Origin of the sequence: Gilvimarinus polysaccharolyticus (assembly GCF_001187555.1) — a bacterium.
Taxonomy (GTDB): domain Bacteria; phylum Pseudomonadota; class Gammaproteobacteria; order Pseudomonadales; family Cellvibrionaceae; genus Gilvimarinus; species Gilvimarinus polysaccharolyticus.
On record NZ_LFIJ01000001.1, the window covers coordinates 578,176 to 601,918 of the forward strand.

Annotated in this window: 20 protein-coding genes; 10 read left to right on the forward strand and 10 right to left on the reverse strand. The window is 49.5% G+C overall.

The window, feature by feature from the left end; genetic code table 11:
* Positions 1–540, forward strand: a complete 540-nt coding sequence (gene xrtH, locus GILYN3_RS02305) for an exosortase H (RefSeq protein WP_049721351.1) — start codon at positions 1–3, stop codon at positions 538–540.
* A 73-nt stretch (positions 541–613) separates the two neighbouring features.
* Here the strand turns inward: xrtH and GILYN3_RS02310 are convergent, their stop codons facing one another.
* The 8 genes from GILYN3_RS02310 to GILYN3_RS02345 form a co-directional block, all read right to left on the reverse strand.
* Positions 614–961: a Na+/H+ antiporter subunit G gene (locus tag GILYN3_RS02310; protein ID WP_049721352.1), complete on the reverse strand. Its 348-nt coding sequence runs from the start codon at positions 959–961 to the stop codon at positions 614–616.
* 36 nt (positions 962–997) lie between these two features.
* Positions 998–1,267: a K+/H+ antiporter subunit F gene (locus GILYN3_RS02315; RefSeq protein ID WP_049721353.1), complete on the reverse strand. Its 270-nt coding sequence runs from the start codon at positions 1,265–1,267 to the stop codon at positions 998–1,000.
* On the reverse strand, positions 1,252–1,767 hold the full coding sequence (locus tag GILYN3_RS02320) for a Na+/H+ antiporter subunit E (protein ID WP_049721354.1): 516 nt from the start codon (positions 1,765–1,767) through the stop codon (positions 1,252–1,254). The genes GILYN3_RS02315 and GILYN3_RS02320 overlap by 16 nt, the downstream gene beginning before the upstream one ends.
* Positions 1,760–3,298: a monovalent cation/H+ antiporter subunit D gene (locus GILYN3_RS02325; protein WP_049721355.1), complete on the reverse strand. Its 1,539-nt coding sequence runs from the start codon at positions 3,296–3,298 to the stop codon at positions 1,760–1,762. Before GILYN3_RS02325 ends, GILYN3_RS02320 begins: the two co-directional genes overlap by 8 nt.
* On the reverse strand, positions 3,295–3,636 hold the full coding sequence (locus GILYN3_RS02330) for a Na+/H+ antiporter subunit C (protein WP_049721356.1): 342 nt from the start codon (positions 3,634–3,636) through the stop codon (positions 3,295–3,297). Before GILYN3_RS02330 ends, GILYN3_RS02325 begins: the two co-directional genes overlap by 4 nt.
* Entirely contained in the window at positions 3,636–6,473 is a 2,838-nt protein-coding gene (locus tag GILYN3_RS02335) for a monovalent cation/H+ antiporter subunit A (protein WP_049721357.1), read from the reverse strand. The genes GILYN3_RS02330 and GILYN3_RS02335 overlap by 1 nt, the downstream gene beginning before the upstream one ends.
* A 439-nt stretch (positions 6,474–6,912) precedes the next feature.
* Positions 6,913–7,455, reverse strand: coding sequence for a DUF3833 domain-containing protein (locus tag GILYN3_RS02340; protein WP_049721358.1), 543 nt, complete (start codon positions 7,453–7,455; stop codon positions 6,913–6,915).
* Between the two features lie 49 nt (positions 7,456–7,504).
* Complete coding sequence (locus GILYN3_RS02345; protein ID WP_049721359.1) at positions 7,505–8,521, reverse strand: phospholipase A; 1,017 nt, start codon at positions 8,519–8,521, stop codon at positions 7,505–7,507.
* A 357-nt stretch (positions 8,522–8,878) separates the two neighbouring features.
* Here GILYN3_RS02345 and GILYN3_RS02350 point away from each other — a divergent pair, with 357 nt between their 5' ends.
* The 3 genes from GILYN3_RS02350 to GILYN3_RS02360 all read left to right on the forward strand — a co-directional run bounded on the left by GILYN3_RS02350 (position 8,879) and on the right by GILYN3_RS02360 (position 13,939).
* Complete coding sequence (locus GILYN3_RS02350) at positions 8,879–10,117, forward strand: efflux RND transporter periplasmic adaptor subunit (protein ID WP_049721360.1); 1,239 nt, start codon at positions 8,879–8,881, stop codon at positions 10,115–10,117.
* Positions 10,117–13,281, forward strand: a complete 3,165-nt coding sequence (locus tag GILYN3_RS02355; RefSeq protein ID WP_049721361.1) for an efflux RND transporter permease subunit — start codon at positions 10,117–10,119, stop codon at positions 13,279–13,281. The genes GILYN3_RS02350 and GILYN3_RS02355 overlap by 1 nt, the downstream gene beginning before the upstream one ends.
* An 88-nt stretch (positions 13,282–13,369) precedes the next feature.
* Positions 13,370–13,939 carry an NADPH-dependent FMN reductase gene (locus GILYN3_RS02360; protein ID WP_049721362.1) on the forward strand — a complete coding sequence of 190 codons (570 nt, stop codon included), beginning with the start codon at positions 13,370–13,372 and terminating at the stop codon, positions 13,937–13,939.
* A 15-nt stretch (positions 13,940–13,954) separates the two neighbouring features.
* Here GILYN3_RS02360 and GILYN3_RS02365 read toward each other — a convergent pair whose 3' ends face one another.
* Both GILYN3_RS02365 and GILYN3_RS02370 read right to left on the reverse strand, forming a co-directional pair.
* On the reverse strand, positions 13,955–14,872 hold the full coding sequence (locus tag GILYN3_RS02365) for a response regulator transcription factor (protein ID WP_049721363.1): 918 nt from the start codon (positions 14,870–14,872) through the stop codon (positions 13,955–13,957).
* Positions 14,859–18,275 carry a hybrid sensor histidine kinase/response regulator gene (locus GILYN3_RS02370; protein WP_049721364.1) on the reverse strand — a complete coding sequence of 1,139 codons (3,417 nt, stop codon included), beginning with the start codon at positions 18,273–18,275 and terminating at the stop codon, positions 14,859–14,861. The genes GILYN3_RS02365 and GILYN3_RS02370 overlap by 14 nt, the downstream gene beginning before the upstream one ends.
* A gap of 34 nt (positions 18,276–18,309) precedes the next feature.
* On the opposite strand from GILYN3_RS02370, the gene GILYN3_RS02375 reads away from it, so the two are divergent.
* The 6 genes from GILYN3_RS02375 (at position 18,310) to urtE (ending at position 23,684) form a co-directional block, all read left to right on the forward strand.
* Positions 18,310–18,528: a hypothetical protein gene (locus tag GILYN3_RS02375; protein WP_049721365.1), complete on the forward strand. Its 219-nt coding sequence runs from the start codon at positions 18,310–18,312 to the stop codon at positions 18,526–18,528.
* A gap of 279 nt (positions 18,529–18,807) precedes the next feature.
* Positions 18,808–20,022, forward strand: coding sequence for an urea ABC transporter substrate-binding protein (urtA, locus tag GILYN3_RS02380; protein WP_198147309.1), 1,215 nt, complete (start codon positions 18,808–18,810; stop codon positions 20,020–20,022).
* Positions 20,023–20,132: 110 nt separating this feature from the next.
* On the forward strand, positions 20,133–21,059 hold the full coding sequence (gene urtB, locus GILYN3_RS02385; RefSeq protein ID WP_049721367.1) for an urea ABC transporter permease subunit UrtB: 927 nt from the start codon (positions 20,133–20,135) through the stop codon (positions 21,057–21,059).
* Between the two features lie 12 nt (positions 21,060–21,071).
* On the forward strand, positions 21,072–22,238 hold the full coding sequence (urtC, locus tag GILYN3_RS02390) for an urea ABC transporter permease subunit UrtC (protein WP_049721368.1): 1,167 nt from the start codon (positions 21,072–21,074) through the stop codon (positions 22,236–22,238).
* On the forward strand, positions 22,235–22,984 hold the full coding sequence (urtD, locus tag GILYN3_RS02395) for an urea ABC transporter ATP-binding protein UrtD (protein ID WP_049721369.1): 750 nt from the start codon (positions 22,235–22,237) through the stop codon (positions 22,982–22,984). Before urtC ends, urtD begins: the two co-directional genes overlap by 4 nt.
* 10 nt (positions 22,985–22,994) lie before the next feature.
* On the forward strand, positions 22,995–23,684 hold the full coding sequence (gene urtE / locus GILYN3_RS02400; protein ID WP_049721370.1) for an urea ABC transporter ATP-binding subunit UrtE: 690 nt from the start codon (positions 22,995–22,997) through the stop codon (positions 23,682–23,684).
* Positions 23,685–23,743: the final 59 nt, after the last annotated feature.

Consider the following 23,743-nt stretch of genomic DNA (forward strand, 5'->3'; position numbering starts at 1 on the left):
ATGACCAGCAACACTTTAGCGGCGCCTCAAGCCGAATTTAAAATAGGTTTGTTTTGGCTAAAGTTTTTAGTGTTGCAAGGGGTGTTGTTTGTCACTGAGTTACTGCAGCCGGTACAGCAGCATGTAATTAAACCTTTTAATTACATGCTGGCTCAGTTGTCGGCGAGTATCTTGCAAATATTTGATTCCAGCGTGTACGCTCGTGACGCTATTATTTGGAACACCCACACAAATTTTGGTATTGAAATACTGGCCGGTTGCAATGCTGTAGAGGCCAGTATTTTATTAGCCTCGGCAATACTCGCATTTCCAACCTCATTAAGTTACAAGCTCAAAGGCTTATTGGTTGGCATGGTGGCCTTACACGGCGTTAATCTACTGCGTATTATTAGCTTGTTTTATTTGGGGCAGTGGAGCGAGACGGCGTTTGAATGGGCGCACTTGTATGTATGGCAAGCACTGATTTTTGCCGATGCGGTCATCGTGTGGCTGTGGTGGATGTACCGGTCGCCACGCAATTTCAGGGTCAAAAAAGCCTAGTAGGGTTAACGCTTCTAAAGTTTAAAACACTAAAAAATCATCTTAATGCTCAGTGTTTTGAGCATTAAGATGATTAATTGTCAGTGTCGTCTGTTGGCCAAGGGATATTTTTAGTGCGCTCTTCACAGGGCAGTTGCATATGTAATGCGGCCTTGCCAACAATATGTGCACTTACCGGGGCTGTGATAAACAAAAACATCGCTATCAGTAGCTCGTGTAAACTTAGCCCTTGCGTTTGGCTTGAGAAAAAAACAATCGAGCCGATAATAATACTGCCTACGCCTAGTGTGGTGGCTTTGGTGGGGCCGTGTAGGCGCATAAAAAAATCTTGCAGCCGAGCCAACCCAAGTGAGCCCACCAAGGCAAAGCAAGCGCCTGCAAATAATAACAGACTGATTAAAATCTCTAGTGCTACGCTCATAATGTGCCCTTTAGCTTAATGTTCTGAATCATTTTTTTACTCAATGATATCGCCGCGCAGTAAGTATTTAGACAGCGCCACTGTGCCGACAAAGCCCATCACTGCAACCAATAGCGCCGCCTCAAAGAAAAGGCTGTTACGCTCGTGCATGCCAAATAATATCAGCAGGGCAATAGTGTTTATGTACATGGTGTCGAGCGCCAAAATACGGTCGGGCAGCGACGGCCCGATACACAGGCGCCAAAGATTAAGTGCCAGCGCCAGCGCGATCATAAACAGGGTGATTCGAATTACGGAGTCGAGCATTCAAAAATCTCCTTTAAGGGCGCTTCATAGCGCCGCTTGATCTCGGCAATGGCGGCATCTATGTCGGTGACGTGCAGGCTGTGTACCAGCAAGTAGCCCTCTTGCATTTGTAAATCCACAGTGACCGTTCCCGGTGTTAGTGAGATGGTGTTAGCCAGCAAGGTAATGGTGAAATCTTGCTTTAATGCTAAGGGGACCTTCATAAACGCGGGTTGTAGTTTTTGGCGCGAACCTAAAATGAGTACCGCCACTTGAAAGTTAGCGAAAACGATGTCCCACAACACTAAAAGAATAAAGCGCGTGGCAAGCAGTGGCGATGATAGCACCATCGATTGCGGCCAAAACGATTGCGTAAGATACGGAATTCCCCACGCTAAAAGCGCACCCAGTAGCCACTGCCCAGGGCTGATGCTGTTAACCATAAGCAGCCATAAAAACAGCATAAACAGGCTGAGAAGTTTGTGTGGAAACAGTGTTTTTTTGTGCGTTAAGTTAGTCATGCGCAGCTCCTGGTGCGTGAGCACGGCTAATAGGTTGGTGACCTAGCACGGCATTAATGTATAAAGAGGGCGTCATGGTTTGCTGCGCCAGTGCTTGGGTAAAACGCACCACCGGATCACCGGCTAGGCTTAACACTAAGGTTAAACTTAACATGCAAATGACCGTCAATAAGGCGCCGCGGTCAGCTTTGTCGGCTTTTGCTACGCGGTTCTCGGTGCGCCAAAAAATAGTGCTGCCGCTGCGGCTTAGGGCAATGATCATGACAAAGCTTGCCAATAGCACGATACTCCACAACCAAAACGTTTGTTGATCGGTTTCGGCTGACTTTAAAATCATCAGCTTGCCGATAAAACCCGACAGCGGCGGCATACCAATAATGGCGGCGGCGGCGATAAAAAATAAGCCTCCAAGTTTTACCGCTTGACGTACGGCGGGGCCGGTAATGATTCGATCGGCAGTTGCTCCACGTTGGCGCATGATAATGTCGGCCAGTAAAAACAATGCACCACACACCCAAGTGGAGTGCACTAAGTAATATAGCGTAGCGCCTAGGGCCGCAGTATTGTTAAGCGCAATACCTGCCAACAGGGTGCCGACCGAGACAATAACCAAATAGGCAATTTGCAGCCGCAACTCGCGCGCCGCGAGCGCGCCAGTGGCACCCAGAGCTAGCGTGATCAATGCCAGCGGCCATAAAAATGGTTGAGCGATATTGGCCAGCGCACCGGCATCATTGCCAAAAACAAGCGTGTAAAATCGGATGATGGCGTATAGACCAATTTTGGTCATGATACAAAACATTGCGGCTACTGGAGCCGATGCCGATGCGTAAGCGCGCGGCAACCAAAAATACATAGGGACCATAGCCGCTTTAAGGCCAAACACTACCAGCAGCAATAATGCCCCAGCGGTGAGCAGGGGGATTTGCGCCGGTGTTGCATTGGCCACCTTTACCGCCATGTCGGCCATGTTAAGTGTGCCAGTTACACTGTATAAAATGGCGGCCGCTATTAAAAATAAGCTAGAGCCAAACAAATTAAGCAGCACATAGTGCAGCCCCGATTTAATACGTGCCGCGCCGCCGCCGTGTAATAGCAGTGTGTAAGAGGCAATAAGTAGCACCTCAAAAAACACAAACAAATTAAATAAATCGCCGGTTAAAAACGCGCCGTTTACGCCCATTAATAAAAAGTGCACAACGCTGTGTAAGCTGTCGGCGGGCTTGTCGTTGTTGCGCACCGCGTAGCAAAGACTAAAAAACGCCAGCACTACCGTGGTAAACACCATTAAGGCGCTCAGTCTGTCGACCACCAAGACGATGCCAAACGGTGGTGCCCAGTTGCCCAGTGCGTAAACGGTATAGTCGCCCCTAGCGGCGCCAACAATAAGCGCGGTGGCGACACACAGCTGGGCGGTAACGCTTAAAAAGCTGATGCTGCGCTGAACCTTAAGGGGGCGGCCGGTGCCGAGCAATAATAAGATGCCGGTAAGCAGCGGGATAAGTATCGGTGCAATAGCCAAATGACTCACGAGTTTACATCCTCTACGCTAATGCGACCGTCTACGTGATCGTTGCCAAGCTCGGCTCGCGCCCGTAGGGCCAAGACCAGTACAAACGCGGTCATGGCAAAACTAATCACAATGGCTGTTAGTACCAGTGCCTGAGGGATCGGGTCGGCGTATTGCTCACCCACACCAATAATGGTGCTGCTGCCAGGGCTGAGTCGACCCGAAACAAAGATAAATAGATTGACGCCATAGGTAAGCAGCGTTAGTCCGAGAATAATCGGGAAAGTACGACCGCGCAGCAACAGGTAAACCCCGCAACTGGTCAGCACGGCAATCACAGTAGCCATTAACAGTTCCACTACGGCTCTCCTTTGGTCAGTTCATTGCTACGGTAGGGCATACTGGTAGCGGGGCGGGGTGAGTGGCTGGTTTGCGCCAGCCGACCCAAGTGCGCCAAGATCAGCATGGTGGCTCCTACAACGGTGGTGTAGACACCAATATCAAACATCATGGCCGAGGCGATCTCAACTTCGCCAATTAACGGAATATTAAAGTGACCAAATGCCGAGGTTAAAAACGGGTAGCCAAAAAACCAGCTGCCGATGCCGGTAAGTGCGGCAATTAACACCCCCGATACCGCAACCCGGCGATAGCGCCAGCGCAAGCGTTCTTGCATCCAGCCGGTGCCCGAGGCGACGTATTGCAAAATAAGTGCAACCCCGGTAACCAGTCCGGCAATAAATCCGCCGCCCGGCGCATTGTGGCCACGCAAAAAGATAAACACCGACACCAGTAACGCCAGCGGCAGTAAGATGCGCGCCATTACCGCCAAAATAGGGGGGTGAGGCTCTTTGTCCCAGCGCCGGCCTTCGCCATCGGCACCCGGAAGGGGTAGGTGTAAGCCGTTGAGCATGGCGTAAATACCTACCGCTGCAATCGCTAAAACGGTAATTTCGCCCAGAGTGTCAAAGCCCCTAAAGTCGACCAAAATAACGTTGACGACATTGGCACCACCACCACCGCTCACACTGTTGGCAAGGTAGTATTCAGAAATCGATGTGAACGGTTGGGTGAGCATGGCGAGGGTTATTAAGCCCATGCCGATACCCGCTGCGCCAGCTAGGACTATATCGCGGCTAACGCGTTTGCCACCCGATTCGTTGGGTGTAAGTTGTGGCAAAAAGTACAGCGCCAGCATCAATAGCACGATGGTGACCACCTCGACTGACAACTGCGTGAGCGCTAAGTCGGGGGCCGAGTATCGGACAAAGATGAGCGAGACAATCAAGCCCACCACGCTTAGCAATAACAGCGCGGCTAAACGGTTGTGGTGTAGCAATACCGTGCCTAAAGCGCCGACAATTAAAATCACCGCGCATAACAAACTCACCGGTTCGAGCTCGGTGATGGCGATAGGCCCAAACAATTGCGGCATGCCCCACAGCGCATAACCAATCGCCGCTACCGCTGTGGCTATTAGCAGCGCCATATAGCGTTGCAGTGAGTTGTTTTGAACGAGGTCGGTAATGTGTTGCGCGATGCGTACCGAAAACTGCACTCGGGCTTCAAACACGGCTTTTTCGTCGTGGCGGTATTTGCGCTCGTAAAAGGCAAATAGGCCTTTGCGTTGGCTGTACATTAGAACGCCGCCGGCCATTGCGATAAAGCTCATGATCAAGGGCAAGTTAAGGCCGTGCCAAATCGCAATATGGTACTCGGGCATTTGCTCGCCCAACACCGCGAGACTGGCGGCCTCTAAAAAGGGGGCGACGGTCAGGTTGGGGACAATGCCCACCAGTAAACACAGGCCTACTAGAATCTCGACCGGCACAATCATATAGCGCGGTGGCTCGTGGGGCGGAAACTTGGGCAGGTCGATTGGTTCGCCGTTAAAGAAGACGTCGTGAATAAATCGTGCCGAGTAGGCCACCGAGAATAGGCCTGCAAGAGTCGCCAGCAGTGGGAATACCCAGCTAAACATCCCCATAGACTCTAGGTGCAGTGCCTCGGAAAAGAACATCTCTTTGCTTAAGAAGCCGTTAAGTAGCGGCACGCCGGCCATTGCCAGTGCTGCCACCATGGCCAGTAGGGCGGTATGCGGCATGTACTTCCACATACCGTTGATTTTGCGCATATCGCGAGTGCCGGTTTCATGGTCGATAATACCGGCCGCCATAAATAGCGAGGCTTTAAAGGTGGCGTGATTAATAATATGAAAAATACCGGCGGCTACCGCGAGTGGGGTGCCAAAGCCAAATAGCATGGTAATCAGGCCTAAATGACTGATAGTAGAGTACGCCAGCAGGCCTTTTAGATCGTGCTTAAACAGCGCGTTGTAAGCGCCAAACAGCATGGTCGTCATGCCGGTAAAGGTGACGATATAAAACCACCAATCGGTACCCGCTAGCGCCGGATACATACGCGCCAGTAAGAATACCCCAGCTTTAACCATCGTGGCCGAGTGCAAATAGGCTGAAACTGGGGTGGGGGCGTTCATGGCGTGAGGCAGCCAAAACTGAAACGGAAACTGTGCCGATTTGGTAAAGGCGCCCAGTAGCACCAATATTAAAATAACCGGGTAGCTTGAGTGCGCGCGAATTTCATCGCCAGCGGCAAAAATAGCGCCCATCTCAAAACTGCCAACAATGCGCTCGATTAACAGAGCCCCGGCAATTAGACATAAACCGCCGGCACCGGTTACCGCTAATGCCATGCGCGCGCCCTTGCGGGCATCTGACTGGTTGGACCAGTAACCGATCAGTAAAAACGACACGAGGCTGGTGATTTCCCAGAAGACGATCAGCAGCATCAGATTATCGGACATGACGATGCCGAGCATCGCCATCATAAACAATTGCAGCAGTGCGTAAAGTTTAGCCAGTGAGTCGCGCGGCGATAAATAATAGCGGGCGTAGAGCGTTACCAGTAGACCAATGCCGACAATCAGAAGGCCGAACATCAGGCTTAAGCCGTCGAGGCGTAAATTGAGGTTGAGCCCTAGCGACGGCAGCCAGCTTAATTGGCTGTAGAGGATGGTGCCGTTGAAAATGGTGGGTGCGCTACCGATCAGTAAGCCTAACGCAATCAGTGGGCCGATTGCCGCCGAGTAGGCGCAAATCGTGCGCCCCATACGCTCGGTCATAAAGGGTATAGCGGCACCTATTAAAGGCAACAAGATAATAATTAATAATGTCATGGTGTTAAGACACCCCAGTTACTTGGCGCGAGCGGCTGCAGCACCAATATTAAATAATAGTTAGATAACAGCGAGGGGTTAGCATGCTGGGGGATCGAGGTAGTAGGGATGATAGTGTCTGCTTTGACGGCTGTGCACCGGCACGCCGGCAGATGCCGACTGTCGCAGAGTTGTGCCTGTTGGTCGATTATTCTGTTGTACCATAATTAGGTATTATTCAAATCGGCTTTGAGGTGCATTAGGGTAGCCGATTAAGATCTGTACAAGCGATATTTTGCGCTTGTCGCTTTCATATTGAATCGGCTGAGCTACGACAACTTTATACACAAAGTCGCCCTTAAGTACCAGCCCTAGGCGGTCTTAAAGCAGCTGCAGATGACTTGTGCCGCACCGAGACGGCCGTCGTTAATGCTTGCTCTAGAGTGCTCGGCGCGGGTAGTTATTGTTGCGGCCGGCTAATCACTAGCTGAATGGTGCCAACGGTAAAGCCCCATTTACTGAGGGTCGATTGGTTGATGACGGTGTGCTCATCAACTCGCCACATCCAATCGTCTACCGCTAGGTTGAGTTTACGGTTTTTATAATCGACCTCTAACACATAATTAAGGTTAAGTGCGTTGCCAGAGGTGGCGCCGGTACCGGTACCAATCACATCGCCCGCGGTTGCGTTAAATGTGGTGTTTGAAGTGGGGGTGAGCGTCCAGGTGCGGTGTTGTATTTCGCCATCGTCAAACACAAAACGCTCTGCCAGCGTACCAATGCCATTGCTCCAGCTGGCGTCAATGGTGGCGTTAAAGTAGCGCGTGACTTGGCCCGAACGATTCTTCAATACCCCGTGGGCCGTTAATGGCCCCTGAAAAAATTGCTCGGGGGCAAAGTTGGGGCGATTGGTTTGATATTGCTCTATGTTTGGACCGGCGCAGCCGGTTAATGCAATAAGAAACGTTATAAGTACGGGGCTAAACCAAGGGCGGGCGCGCATGGGCTGTCTCCTAGAGTTGTAGGCTATAACAACTGATACGCAGCTCGGGCTAGAATAGATCGCTAAACACGACCCCTAAACCAATTGATTGGGTCTCGACGTTGTAATCGATCAAGCTGGCACCGTAGCCATGAAAATATTTTAAATAGCCGCGAACGGTGGGACGCAGCGGAAAGCTCCAACCCAACTCTACCGAGCCTTTGTCGCTAAAAGGACGGCGTGTTGTGGTGTCAATAATATGTCCTTTATAGGCGTAGGCTGCGGTTATTTCGTAGTGACCTAGATAATCTTCAATATCTGGGTTGTCGTCATCTTCGAGCTTCTCGGGCAGGCGATACCAAGGGGCGAAAGCCAGCGCTAAATTGCCCCGCTCAAACACCGAGCGTGCTCGAATACGGTTCCAGCTGCGCGACAAGGTGCCAGATTGACCGTTGGACTGGTGCACCAAGCCAACTTGGTTTAACACGTTGCGAAACCCAAAAATTTGCCAATCGTTGGTGGCTGAAAAAAGCAGCTCGGGTTCGTGGTTAGTCTCGCGAAAGGGGCGTGAAATATCACTGTTATAGGCTTGCCAGAGCGAGCGATTGGTGTAGGCGATATAAAGGTTGCCGTTGTCGTGCAGTAAGTCTTGAGCGATCAACACCTTTAGGCTTATTTGAAAATCGATCTCGGTGTTTTGTAAATCGGTCGGCTTACCGGCGGCCTCTTCAAAAGGCGCAGCATTGGTATGCTGGGAGTAATTGAGCGGCAGGACGTAAGTGCGATTGTGCGGTGTTAGAACAAAACGGTTAGCGCTGCTAATGGCCTCGACACGCAACCGAGTGTTGAGTACACCAATGTCTTGTTCGTGCAATGTGTTGCTTGTGGTGTCCACCAACAGTAAGCGGCAGGATTCGCGCAACTGAGCAATGCTCGACTCGGGCGCAGCGTGCGCGACCTGCTCTTTTAAACACTGCTCGAGGCTCTGGTAGCGCGGCATTGTATTGCTGTCGGTGAGTTCCGCAGCAAGTGCGCCGCTGGCGAACAGGGCTAGACTCGCAGCCCAAAGGGCTCGTGGTAACAACATGCTAAATCGCCTGCGCAAAAATTGTGGGCCGTTATTGTGCATGAGTGCCGCAGTAGGCGCCACCCTATACTGGGCGAGCAGATCAGAGGCATGAGCCATAACAAAAGAAAATGCCACCGCACGCAACTTTTTGCGGGCTTATCGCGTCTATTTTGTCGCACTACTGGACCTGTCGCGCTATCGCTATATAGATGGGCTGTGTGTTTGAGCAAGCTGGGACAAAACCACACAAGAACCCGTAGGCGTCAAAACTTACAACGTTGTATGATAGCTGACCTTTTGTTGGGGCTGAGCCACACAGTAATAAACACCGTATGACAATACTAACAATGATCGTGACACAGGAGCAGGTTGTACATGTCTAACCTAGGAACTAACGGCAGAAAAAAGCGCTGGATTTTACCGTTTGTGATTTTGCTGGTGGCGATTGTTATTGCCTTCTTTATGGCGTCGATGCGCAAACCACCGCCGCATAAAGTGGTAGAGGAAACTGCAGCCCTGGTCAATGTACAACCGTTGCAAACGGAAGCGATTCAGTTGCAGGTGCTGTCGCGTGGTGTCGTGCAGCCTAGGTATAGCACCGAGTTAGTGGCTCAGGTCAGCGGCGAGATCAATTCGATTGCCGAAGCCTTTGTTCGTGGCGGCATTGTTAAAAAAGGTCAGTTGCTAGCACAGATTGACCCGACCAATTACCAAGTGCGTTTAGAGGAGTCGCGTGCTGGGCTTGCCAGCGCCACGGCGGCCTTAGAGTTAGAGCAAGCTCAGGGTGAGGTGGCCCGAGTTGAGTGGCAGGGGGTGAGCGATCATCCCGCGCCGGCACTGGGTTTGCGTAAACCGCAATTAAAGCAAGCGCAGGCGCAGGTGGCAGCAGCAAAGGCGGCGTTAAAACAGGCGCAAAAAGATCTAGACCGGACGCAAATCATCGCGCCTTATGATGCTTTAGTGGCGGCGCGCAATGTCAGTTTGGGCACCTTTGTGAATGTCGGCACAATGATGGGACAAGTGTTGGACATAAGCAGTGCCGAAATACGTTTGCCTGTTGCCAACGGTGAGCTGCAGTATTTGTTAGGCGATGGCGTAGGCAGCCAAGTTGAGTTAAGTGGTGATGCCATGGGCACAGACACTCGCTGGCAGGCCAAGATTGTACGTACCGAAGGGGTGATCGACGACGATACTCGGATGAGTTATTTGGTCGCGCGGGTAAATGACCCCTACAACCTAAAGGGCGAGAGTCTTGATGTGGAGCAGGCCGATTTGGTGTTTGGCAGCTTTGTGGTGGCTAACATCGTCGGCCGCAATTTGAGCGATGCGGTGCGTATCCCACGAAACTTAATCAAAGATGGTGCTGTACCGGTCTATAACGAAGGCAAATTACAGCTCAAGCCGGTAACGGTGTTGCGTCATATCGGCGGCGAGAGTGTGGTTACCGACGGTATTGCAGACGGCGATTTACTGGTGACAACCTCGTTGGAATACCCTGTTGCGGGTATGGCACTGAAGCGGTTTGATGAACGTGCAGCCGAGGTTAAATCGGCGAGCAGTGCTGCCTCTGGGCAAGCATTGTCGGCGGCCAAGCGCGATCAGGGAGAGCAATAATGGAGCACGACGACGCTACTCGCAAGGGGCTTATTGCTTGGTTTACCCGCAACAGTGTGGCGGCCAATTTGCTGATGATCTTTATTTTGCTGTTGGGTGTGGCAACCGCCATGACTATCCGCAAGCAAATGTTTCCGCAAATTGAAATTAACTGGCTCAACATTAATATTGCCTACCCCGGCGCGGCACCGCAGGATGTAGAAGAAGCCATTACCGTTAAGCTGGAAGAATCGCTCGCCAGTATTCAGGGTTTAAAGCGCGTTATTACCCGCTCTAACCGCGGCAATGCCTCGGCCAGTATTGAGGTGATGGAAGAGTACGATGCCCAAGAGGTGCTGGATGAGGTAAAAACGGCGGTCGATTCTATCTCGAGTTTTCCCGACGGCATGGAGCGGCCACAAATCAGTCGCGTCAAATACCGTCAAGAGGTGATGTACGTCAGTCTCTATGGCGACCTTAATAATCACGATTTAAAGCGTTTGGGCGAGCGGATTCACGATGAACTGCGCGCGTTGGATGACGTTAGTATTGTCGATTACTACAGTGGTGCCAATTACGAAATCGCCATTGAGGTGAGCCGCGATAAACTCTATGAGTACGATTTGTCGTTTGAAGAGATCGCGGCGGCCGTGCGCAATTGGTCGACGAATCGCTCGGCCGGCCAGATACGGGCTAAAGAAGGGTTTATCTCGGTTCGGGTAGAAGATCAGGCTTATGTCGGGGAGGAGTTTGAGCGCTTGCCGCTGCGCACCCGAGCCGACGGCACTAAAATTTTACTGGGCGATGTCGCTACCATTAATGACGGCTTTGAAGAGGGCATCAACTACACCAAAATGAATGGTCACAATACCGTGACCTTTTTTGTCGGGGCGACGCGTGACCAAAGTATTGGTGATGTCGCTGATATTGTCGATGGCTATATCGCCGAGCGTGCCAAGACATTACCCAATGGCGTAACACTGGAGCCGTGGGTTGATTTAACCTATTACCTCGATGGCCGTTTGAACATGATGCTGAGCAACATGTTTTGGGGTGGCTTGTTGGTGTTTATTATTCTTGCGTTGTTTTTGCGTATTAAGCTTGCCATGTGGGTGATGATGGGGCTGCCGGTTAGTTTCTTAGGCGCCATTATGTTACTGCCTATGGGCTGGGTAGATGTAACCATTAATATTGGTAGTTTATTCGCTTTTATTATGGTCTTGGGGGTGGTGGTTGACGATGCCATTGTGATTGGCGAAAGCGTACACACGGAGGTGGAAGAGAAAGGCCAGAGTATCGACAATGTGATTCGCGGTGCGCAAAAGGTCGCGATGCCGGCCACCTTTGGGGTGTTAACCACCTGTGCCGCGTTTTTTCCTATGGTGCTCGAGACCGGCCCGCAATCTGCATTTCCTCGCGCGATCGGCTTTGTTGTGGTGTTTTGTCTGCTGTTCTCACTGGTCGAATCCAAGTTGATTTTACCCGCCCACTTGGCCCACATGAAACCGCTAAAGCCTAATCCAAGCAATCTAATATATCGGCTACAGAATTTTATTGATCGACACTTACAGCGTTTTATTAGCCATAAATATCGTCCGTTATTGCAGTGGTGTTTGGCGAATCGATACGCCGTTATGGCAATTTTTACCGGCGTTATCTTTATTACCGGCGCTTTGTTTGCCGGTGGCTTGGTTAAGTTTGTCAATCAACCCAAAATCCCCAACGACTTTGTCCGTGTAACTCTGGAAATGAACGCCAGTGTGGCCGAGCAAGATACGATGGATGCGATGCTTGGTGTCGAGCAGATGATCAAAAAAATAGAAGCCGAGACTATCGACGAGTACCACAAGCCGATGATCGACAATTTGTTTGTGTCGATGGAGGGACGCACTGAAGCGCGAGTCGAGGTGAAGTTGGTCGATCCAGAAGATCGTCCAATTGGCACCTTTGCGTTGTCGGCCAAGTGGCGTGAGCAAATGCCCGATATTACCGGCTTAAAAAGTCTTGAAATCGCCGATACCGTGATGGGCGGCGGCACTAACGATGGCGATGTCAGCTTTCGAATTATCGGCAACGATATTACCAATATGCGTCAGGTGGCGAGCCAAGTGCGTGCGGCGATGGGCAGTATCGATGGAGTTTACGAGATTAACGACTCTGAACAAGTCGGTGCCCAAGAGGCGCGCTTTAAGCTGAAACCGCTGGCCGCCAGTATGGGATTAACCACCGCTGATGTGGCGGCGCAGGCCAGTTACAGTTTGTACGGCATTGAGGCGCAGCGCATTGTGCGCAATAGTGAAGAAATTAAAGTGATGGTGCGTTACCCCGAGTCTGAGCGCAATGTGTTGGGGGCGGTTAATGATTTGCTTATTACCACCCCTAAGGGTAGCAAAGTGCCTTTGATGGAAGTGGCCGATATCGAGCTGGTTGAGGGCGTGAACCAGGTGTACCGCGAAGATGGTCGGCGCACGATTACCCTATGGGCTTCGCTCGATTTTGCCAAGGTGCAACCGCTGCAGGTAGCTAATGAGTTGCGCGATGGGGTGTTTTCCGATGTGGGCGAGCGCTATCCAAACATTGAGATTGAAGAGGCGGGTAACCTAAAAGAGGAGCGCGACAGTGTTACCGACTTTCTTATTAACTTCATGAAGATTTTACTGCCGATCTATATTTTGCTGGCATTGCCTTTGCGCTCTTATACCCAGCCGTTGATGATTATGTCGGTAATCCCGTTTGGGGTGGTTGGCGCTATTTGGGGGCACGTCATCATGGGTTACGAGATGAGCGGCTTATCGCTGTTTGGTATTTTTGCGGCGGTCGGCGTGGTGGTCAATGATTCGTTGGTCATGGTGGATTACGTCAATAAAGCGCGCGAGCGAGGCGAGACGTTATTCGATGCCGTGATGAACGGTGGTCAGCGCCGCTTTAGGGCGATTATTTTAACCTCGCTCACCACCTTTATTGGCTTGCTGCCGATTATGTTTGAGAGCTCGTTACAGGCGAAGTTTGTCATCCCCATGGCAATATCGCTGGGCTATGGTGTGTTGTGCGCCACCTTTGTAACGCTTATCTTGGTGCCGTGTTTGTACTTAGTGATGAATGATCTAAGTCATATAAACCGTCGCATTGGCCGTTGGTTTTCGCCGTCCGACGAATCGCACTCCGTGCCGCAGCGTAATCGTTAGCGGTTAAACGGTAAATTTTCAGTGACGTGGCAGGCGCCTCTGAGGTAGGGTAGGGCAATTTAATCCTACCCTAATCTCAGAGGTTATTATGAAGGTTGTAGCTATCAGCGGCAGCTTGCGCAAAGAGTCTTTTAATTCAGCATTATTATTGGCCGCGCGGGAGCATTTTTTAACCGGCGAAGATGCATTGGACGTGGAGTGGATCGAAGCCGATATTGCAACCATCCCTTTGTATAATCAAGACATCGATGGCGATATAAAGCCCGAATCGGTGGCAGTGTTACTCAATCAAATTGAACATGCCGATGTCTTAGTAATTGCTACGCCGGAGTATAATTATGGCATTCCCGGTGCGCTTAAAAACGCCATCGACTGGGTCTCCCGTCCGGCGTACCGCTCTGTTCTGGCACATATTCCCGCGTTGATCATGAGTGCATCTATGAGCCCCGCTGGCGGAGTGCGTGCCCAAGGGCAACTTAAGCAAGTGTTGGGCGGCACCTTAACCGCAGTATTCCCCTGTCCAGAGTTTGCCGTCGGCAGTGCCCACACATGCTTTGAAGATGGCAAGTTAACCGATGCCGTCACTGCGCAAAAGTTAGAGCGTTTAGTGACGGACTTTGTTGGTTGGGTCAATGCCGACGTTGATTTTGATGATTAACCATTATCGTTTTACTTAAGCCAACTCTACCAGTGCGCGTATCGCGAGAGCTGCGGCAGAGGTACGGTTTTCAACGCCGAGCTTTCTAAAAATCTGCTCTAAATGTTTGTTTACTGTGCGTGGACTCATGTCTAAAATTTGGCCGATTTCACGGTTGGTTTTACCGTTGGCAATCCACAGTAGAACATCGGCTTCGCGCTGAGTAACGGTAAATTTACGGCGCAAAACATCCGTGTTGGTTTCGTTGCTAGGGGTGTCAATCAGTCTGAGTAAATGCTCATGCTGATTGACCAGCGCTAAAAACTCCACAGTCAGTGGCGTGGGTAAAAAATCTAAATTCAATTTGTGTCCGGGCTCGGGCTTGTGACTAAACCAGCGCGCTAGAGTATCGTTGAGCTGAGTTTGTAACGCTTCCTGGGCTGTTCCGGCATTGGCCAGTTGTGCGTGTACTGCGGGCGTTGCCCACAGCGGTTGCCCCTGTAAGTCGGCGGCAAATAAATTTTGTCCTGCTAAATCAAGTGCGGCTCGAGCACTGCGAGCCATCCGTGCGTTGGCTAAATGTACCTGCATGCGCGCCACTAACTCAGCGGCATTGATGGGCTTGGTAATATAGTCGACCCCACCCGATTTGAGTCCCATCACTACATGCTCGGTGTCACTTAAACCGGTCATAAAGATAATCGGCACATCCATCAATTTAGGGTTTTCTTTAAGGGCTCGGCAAGTTTCAAAGCCATCCATATTCGGCATGATGGCATCCAGCAAAATAATGTCTGGGGTAATATTTTGAGTGATAGTTAATGCTTGCGAGCCTTCAAGGGCAACCAAGACCGTCATATTGGCGGTTTCCAAAACATCGTTGAGCATACGAATGCTGTCGATGGCATCGTCTACTACTAGCGCAACGATTTTGTCGGGTTTAGCCGTTTGCATCGGATGTTCCTTTTAAGAGTTCGGTAAGTTGTTCAAACTGAAAATTATCGGTAAGCGCAGTGCATCGCTCAAAAAAGTCGCGCTGACACTTCCCCTCGGCCATTAAGGTATTTAAGTAGCGAATGAGTCCGCTTTTGTGACCAATGGTGGCCAGTGTCGCCAGTTGTTGCCGATGGGGTTCGTCCGGTAACCTAAGTGCGTTACTCATTTCGAGCTGTGGGCCTATGGTTGAATTGGCAAGCACGGCAGGAGCGTCCGAGGTGAGCAATTGATTCGCCGAAATAGCATCGTGACACCACTGAATATCAAGCAGCGCACCGATTTTATCGAGTAGGCTGGCAATTTTTATCGGCTTAACCAAGTAAGCATTATGGGGCGCGGGTGTTATGTAAGCCGATTGATCTTCGCGAGCGTCGGCGGATACCATAACAATCGGGCAGTTAATATGCGCGGCGCGTAAATGTTGTGCTAGCTCCCAGCCAGACAGTGCGGGCATATTGACGTCCAGCATAATAAGATCGGGTTTAGTCGCTAGTGCAACTTGTTCTGCATCCAGCGAGTTATCGACAAATTTTAGATGAAAATCCAGTGGCGCTAAAATGGCCTGTATTAATTCGCGGTGACTGGCCTCATCGTCAACTACCAACAGCGTTTTACGCGGGCCGTGATAACCGGTGATATGCGCGCTGATATTTTCGCTGCGCTCGGCTTGGGTTGGATGAATGCTGGACAACATCAGTGTGACTTTAAACGTACTGCCTTGGCCGGGAGTACTTTCAAGAGCAATATCGCCGCCCATAATGTCGGTCAGCAGGCGTGTAATGGTTAGGCCCAGACCGGTACCTGCGATAGTGCTACCGGGGCGCTTAACGCGCTCAAAGGGGCGATAAATTCGCTCGACATCTTGTTGCGCGATACCCTCACCGGTATCCGTGATGGTAAATTCGGCTACTTGCGAGCGGTAGCGCACGTTAAAAGTTACTCGGCCTTGCTCGGTGTATTTAATGGCGTTTGATAATAAATTAATAAGAATCTGACGTAAGCGTTGCTCATCGGTTTTAACAAATTCTGGTAAGTGACTGGAGCAAATATAATCAAACTCTAGGCCTTTGTTTTCCGCTTCTGGCCGAAACATATACACTAATTGCTCTAGCAATTGAGGGAGGCGTACTTGTTCCATATGCAAGTCGAGGCGACCTGCCTCAATTTTAGAGATATCCAATAAACCTTCAATTAAATCCCCAAGGTGTTCGCCACTGCGACGAATCACGGCAATGGCGGCACGCTTTGAATCGGGAATAGAGGTGTCTTTCTCCAGTAATTGGGCGTAACCCAGTACCGCATTGAGGGGCGATCGCAACTCGTGACTAATACCGGTTAGGTAGCGGCTTTTGGCTTGGTTGGCCGCCTCGGCGGTATCTTTGGCTCGCTGCAACTCTCGGTCAGTATGTTGATGGGCTGTAATCTCTTCGGTTAGCAGGCGTGTTTGTCGTTGAGTTTCTTCTTGTGCCACAACTCGGCTTTCGTGTGCGAGAACAAACAGCCAACTAATAATGCCGGTAATAATGACCAGTAAAAAAAATACTTTCCATAATGTCGTGGCAGTATTAGGCGTTGGGCTTTGAAAATAAATAAGCGATAACAGCAGCGCTGAAAAGCCGTTTATTACCCCGAGCAGCCCTAAAAAGTGACCAATACGTGAATTAACCTCAGGAATTAAGGCTGCGGGTAAAAAGCGTGTTAGCGCCGACCGCAGCTGCTCTGAATAACCCGCGCCCGGTTTACAGTAATCGCCGCAGCGGGCATCTAATGAACAGCACAGTGAACAAATATTGCCGGCATAAGCAGGGCAGTGGCTAATATCTTCGCGTTCAAAGCGGTGTTCACAAATACAACACATGGCGCTTGTTTGGTCGGCTTGATCAAATTCAATATCGCTGGCAATTAATTCACGGGCAATATAATAGCGGCCCTTTGTCAGCCATGCGATTAAGGGAACAAAAATGAGTGTAGACCCGAGTGTTATAAAGTGGGCTAAGGCTTGAGGGGCATAACCTAATGCCCCGCTATAGCTCACCATGCCTAATAAAGTGGCAAGAATCATCGAGCCACAGCCAACTGGATTGATGTCGTACAAGTGGGCGCGTTTAAATTCGATATGTTTGGGAGACAATCCCAAGGGTTTGTTGATAGTCAGATCAGCCACTAAACAGCCAACCCACGCGACCGCAATAATGGCGTAAAAACCAAGGGTTTGCTCCAGAGCTTGGTAGACTCCAAGCTCCATTAGTAGCAAAGCGATGGCAACATTAAATACCAACCAGACAACTCGGCCGGGATGCGAGTGGGTGAGACGTGAGAAAAAGTTAGACCATGCGATGGAGCCTGCGTAAGCATTGGTGACATTAATTTTAAGCTGACACAAAACCACAAAAATACCGGCGACGGCCAGCGCTATTTCTGGCGAGTCGGTAATATAGCCAAAGGCAATGGTGTACATTTGGGTGGGGTCAGCGGCCTCGGTTAAGCTAATGCCGTGGCCTAAAACTAAAACGGCTAAAAAGGAGCCCGCTAACATTTTAATAGCACCGACCAAGATCCAGCCGGGGCCGGCAGCCATGGTGCACAACCACCAGCGCTTGCGCGTTGCCGGAGTGGGCTCGGGTATAAACCGTAAAAAATCAACCTGCTCACCGATCTGGGCAATCAGGGCAAACATAACGGCACAAGCTGCGCCAAAAAGCATTAGGTCAAATTCGCCAGTGGGAGCGGCGCTGGTCGTGTATTGAGTCCAGTCTGTGACGGCGCTGGCATCGGCGTAAATAATAAAAATAAAAGGCAGTAGTTGTAAAATAAGCCAAATCGGTTGGCTCCAGACCTGAAAGCGACTGATGAAAGTAATGCCGTAGACCACCAGAGGAATAACCATAAGGGCACTGACTAAATAACCGAGGGCCAACGGTAAACCAAATAACAGTTTTAACGCCATCGCCATGATGGCGGCTTCTAAGGCAAAAAAGATAAACGTAAAAGAGGCATAAATAAGCGAGGTGATGGTCGAGCCAATATAGCCGAAACCTGCGCCGCGAGTTAATAGATCGATATCTAGGCCGTATTTCGCGGCGTAGTAGCTGATGGGGGTTGCCGTTAGTAAAACAATCAAGCTCACCGCAAAGATGGCGGCAATAGCGTTGGTAAAACCGTAATGGAGGGTGACAGTACCACCGATGGCTTCGAGTGCTAAAAAAGAGATGGCACCGAGTGCGGTTATAGCCACACGAGAGGCGCTCCAGCGACGTGCGCTTTTGGCGGTAAAGCGCAGGGCATAATCTTCTAACGTTTGGTTGCCGACCCATTTGTTGTAATTGCGGCGTACACGAAATATATGCTGTTTGGCTGTCATCTAGTCTGCAATCCCCATGGACGGTGTTTGATTTATGATTGTCTATTGGCCCGTTCGTGAGCGTTTACTGTGTTCGTGGGCTGGCTTGTCCTGGGTGTTGTTTTATTTTGCGATCAACCGCTGCATTATTTTGGTGCACCGCTTGGTGCGTCCCAGCCAAAATGGTGCGCTATTGTTGTTGAACCGTAACTCGGTGTTTGCTGAAGTCCTTTTGTTGCGTCTTTATTGCCGTGTTTTATACCGTTGCCTGTAGTAACTATCAAAAGCCGTACCAAGTCACCTTAATTACACATTTATTCCTGCGCGCACGACTCTACCGTTAGTGCTTGAGAGTCCCTATGCGTCAAATGACGTAGCTTCATGGTGTGTTTGGCGAATAGTGCTCAAGCTCGACTTTCCTGAGAATAAGCATCGTAGGCACAGCGTGTCTGTTGCTGGGCGAACCCACTTCTGGGATAACCAATGAGGAAAGAACATGGGAACTTTAGATAACGCACCGTTAGTTGACCTTGGGGGTCGACTACCAAGCTTAATGAAAGGCCTAGCCGCTGCCGTGGCTGGTGTAACTTTGGCGTTTTCGGCGGCCGTTAGTGCAGCGCCGGCGACCTCCGAGGTTAACACTACTGATCTGGCTGTGACCGATGATACGGTTACAGTAGGTATTCTTCACTCTGTGACCGGCACCATGGCGATCAGTGAGACTGGTTCGGTACAAGCAGAGAAGTTGGCTATTGAGCAAATCAACGCCATGGGCGGTGTGCTCGGCCGTCAAATTGAATACGTTCAAGAAGATGGTGCTAGTGACTGGCCAACCTTTGCTGAAAAATCACGTAAATTGTTGCTGCAAGATAAAGTAGCCTCGGTTTTTGGTTGCTGGACTTCGGCTTCGCGTAAAGCGGTGCTGCCGGTGTTTGAGCAGTATAACGGCATGTTGTACTACCCCACCTTTTACGAGGGTTTAGAGCAGTCGCCTAATGTTATCTATACCGGTCAAGAAGCGACTCAACAAATTCTTGCGGGTATCGATTGGGTTGTAAAAGAGAAGGGTGCAAAAACCTTCTACCTGCTGGGCTCTGATTATATCTGGCCTCGCACCTCTAACAAAATTGCTCGTAAGCACATCGAAAAGCTGGGCTTAAAAGTGGTTGGTGAAGATTACTATCCACTAGGTCACACTCAGTTCAACTCGGTGATCAACAAGTTCAAGTTGAAAAAGCCTGACGTTATCTTTGCATCGGTTGTGGGTGGCTCTAACGTTGCCTTTTACAAGCAGCTTAACGCTGCTGGTATTGACATGACCAAAGAGAAGCCGTTGGTGTTGACTATCTCTGTAACCGAAGATGAAATCTTGGGTATCGGTGGTGAGAACATCGTAGGTGCTTACGCTTCTATGAAGTACTTCCAGAGCTTGACCAACAGCAATAACGTTGAATTTGTTAAAGCGTTTAAAAAGCGTTGGGGTGACGACATCGTTATCGGTGATGTAACTCAAGCGGCTTACCTTGGTCCTTGGTTGTGGAAAGCAGCTGTTGAAAAAGCGGGTTCATTTGATGTGGATAAAGTTCGCGCCGCTTCACCTGATATCGAGCTGACGACTGCACCAGAAGGCTACGTTAAAGTGCATCCTAATCATCACTTGTGGTCTAAGACTCGTATTGGTAACGCAAAGCTTGATGGCCAATATGAAATTGTTTACGAAACTGATGAGCTGATTGAGCCAAATCCGTTCCCAGAAGGTTACCAGTAGACAGTACTCCAGGCCGCGCAAGCGGCCAACAGAACCCACCGATAACGGGTGGGTTCTTCTTTTACGAAAACATGAAGTTTCTTTTGAATTTTCTCCACGAGGATTGAGCGATGTTCGCCGATTACACGACCTCTGAGTTAATGTCGATATTTGCCATGCAGGGCTTTTCAGGATTAATTTTATTTTCTGTCTTTGTTCTTATGGCGTTAGGGCTGGCTATTATTTTTGGCCAGATGGGCGTTATCAATATGGCGCATGGCGAGTTTATGATCCTCGGTGCGTATGTTACTTATTTAACATCTAATGTTTTTTCCGAGTATATGCCGGCGTTGTTTGGTGGATACTTTTTTGTCGCCATGATATTGGCGTTTATTGCCGCAGGTGCTTTAGGTATGTTGGTGGAGTGGGCCATGATTCGCCATTTATACCACCGGCCACTGGATACCTTGTTAGCCACTTGGGGTTTAAGTCTTATTTTGCAGCAGCTTTACCGCACTATTTTTGGCGCGCGAGAGGTTGGTGTCACTTTGCCAGATTGGTTGATGGGGTCGGTTCAAATTACCGATATTATTGAAGTGCCCATTAACGGTATTTTTGTGATGACCTTGGCCGTTGGTATCTCGGTATTGATTGCGGCACTTATGTATCGTTCACGCTGGGGTATTCAAGTGCGTTCGGTAGTGCAAAATCGTCCGATGGCAGGGGCTGTTGGTATTAATACCGCCCGAGTTGATCGCTTAACATTTGGTTTGGGGTGTGGTATCGCGGGTGTTGCCGGCAGTGCATTTACCATGATCGGATCCACTGGTCCTACCTCTGGTCAGTTATATATTGTTGATACATTTTTAGTTGTAGTGTTTGGTGGTGCGGCAAGTTTGCTGGGAACCATTGCCTCTGCATTTACTATTTCTCAAGCGCAATCGACCATGGAGTTTTTCCTCAGCGGTTCAATGGCTAAAGTTCTGACGCTATTGTTTGTTGTCTTCATTCTGATGCTAAGACCACAAGGTCTTTTCTCACTGAAAGTGCGTCGCTAGGAGGGTTAGCGTATGTCTTATGCAAATTTACGAACTCTGTTGCCGAAAAACGATATTCTCAATTTTGCGGTGCTGGCGTTAATTTTAGTGGTGGTATTACCGTTAAGTATGGATTTATTCCGTCTTAACTTGATAGGTAAGTACCTTACTTATTCTTTTGTCGCACTAGGTTTGGTGTTGTGTTGGGGTTACGGTGGTATTTTAAGTTTAGGTCAAGGGGTTTTCTTTGGTCTGGGTGGTTATGCCATGGCGATGTTTTTAAAGATCGAAGCATCGTCACCAGAAAATACCGCTATTCAATCAACCCCTGGTATTCCAGACTTTATGGACTGGAACCAGCTCACTGAACTTCCTTGGTTTTGGCAGCCGTTTCACAGCCTAACGTTTACTGTGATAGCGATTATTGTGATTCCGTCGATCTTTGCCTACATCATTGGGGTTGCAATGTTTAAGCGTCGGGTTGGTGGTGTTTACTTCGCCATTATTACTCAAGCGGTTGCGGCAATCTTGACCATTTTGATTATAGGTCAGCAAGGTTATACCGGTGGTGTTAATGGTATTACGGATTTACGTACCTTGTTTGGCTGGGATATTCGTACCAATGAAGCTAAATACATATTCTATTTTTTGTGTGTGTTTATGTTGTTCTTGTGTCTTGGTGTTGCTCAGTACGTACGCAAAAGTAAGCTTGGCCGTTTGTTGGTTGCCATGCGCGAGATGGAAGATCGGGTACGCTTTTCGGGCTACGATGTCGCTAACTTTAAAATCTTTGTGTTCTGTCTTGGCTCTGCATTTGCAGCCATAGGTGGCGCAATGTTTACACTGCAGGTTGGCTTTATGTCACCTACGTTTGTCGGCATTGTACCTTCTATCGAAATGGTAATTTTCTGCGCAGTAGGCGGTCGATTGTCTATCTTTGGTGCCGTTTATGGCGCGCTTTTGGTGAACTGGGCGAAATCGACTTTCTCTGAGAGTTTCCCAGAGTTGTGGTTGTTTGCGATGGGTGCACTGTTCATTGGTGTTGTTATGGCTTTCCCCGATGGTTTGGCGGGTCTTTACAGCAAATACGGTGAGCCACATGTGACACGATTACTTGACCGATTTACTAGCTCTAAAAGTAAAACTTCAGGGGATAGTGATTTGCCGCCTGAAATGGAAGCCGAAGGAGGTAACTCATGAGCTCAAGTAACACAGACTTTGTGCTTGCGGTTGAAGGGCTAACAGTTTCGTTTGATGGTTTTAAAGCTGTTAATGATTTAAGTTTTTATGTTGATAAAAACGAAATCCGAGTTATTGTTGGCCCCAATGGTGCTGGTAAAACCACGGTTCTCGATTTGATTTGCGGGCGAACTAAAGCCACTGAAGGCTCTATTAAGTTCCGCAATAAAGAGCTGACAAAAATGAAAGAGCATCAGATCGTCCGGGCGGGTGTGGGACGAAAGTTTCAAACGCCATCTATTTACGGAGATTTGACGGTATTTGAAAACTTAGAAATTTCTTTTCCTCGTGGACGTTCGGTCTTTGGCGCCTTGACCTTTAAGCGCGATGCTGAAGTGTTGCAGCGTGTTGATGAAATATCGCGCATGATTTTTCTCGATGAGCTACTGCACACTCGCGGCGATCTGCTCAGTCACGGTCAAAAACAGTGGTTAGAGATCGGTATGCTGTTGATTCAAGACCCTGAGTTGTTGATGTTGGATGAGCCTGTTGCGGGTATGTCGGTATCAGAACGCCGTAAAACCGCTGAGTTATTGCGCACAATTACTAAAGATCGTTCGGTGATTGTGATTGAGCATGATATGCAATTTGTCGCTGAGATTGCCGATAAAGTGACAGTCTTGCATCAAGGCAAAATCTTAGCGGAAGGAACAGCAGAGCACGTTAAACAAGATCCTAAAGTCATCGAAGTATATTTAGGCCATTGAGGAGAAGACTATGCTGAATGTGTCTGATTATCGAGTCAGTTACGGCCAGAGCAATATTATTAGCGGCATGAATTTCTCTGTAGCACCTAATGAAATTGTTGCGGTAATGGGTCGTAACGGAATGGGCAAAACCACACTCATGAAATCACTGATGGGGGTTATCCCATCAGAGTCCGGTAGCGTTACCCTTGATGGCACGGAAGTGTCCGGCATGAAAAGCTATCAGCGGGTTGAATCCGGCTTTGGCTTTGTACCGCAGGGGCGCATGATCTTTTCGAGCATGACCGTTAAAGAGAATATTGAAACGGGTTTGACTACCACGAACTCGCGCCATGTGCCGCGAGATCTTTACGATATGTTTCCAGTGCTGTTGGAAATGCGCAACCGTCGTGGCGGTAATTTGTCGGGCGGGCAGCAACAGCAGTTGGCGATTGCTCGGGCTTTGGCAAGTAACCCTAAAATGTTATTGCTGGATGAGCCCACAGAAGGAATTCAACCATCGATTATTCGTGATATGGCGCGCACGCTTAAAGAAATTCGCGATCAGCGCGGCTTGTCGATTGTTGTCTCTGAGCAAGTGCTGAGTTTTGCCCTCGATATTGCCGATCGAATTTTGGTGATTGAAAAAGGTGAGATTGTGCACGAAGAACTTAGATCAAATGTAGATGAAGCCAAAGTGGCTTCTTATCTGTCGGTGTAAAAACACACCATACAACGGTTTGGTGCAATAGCTGTCGTGGCTATTGTGCCGGTTTTTTT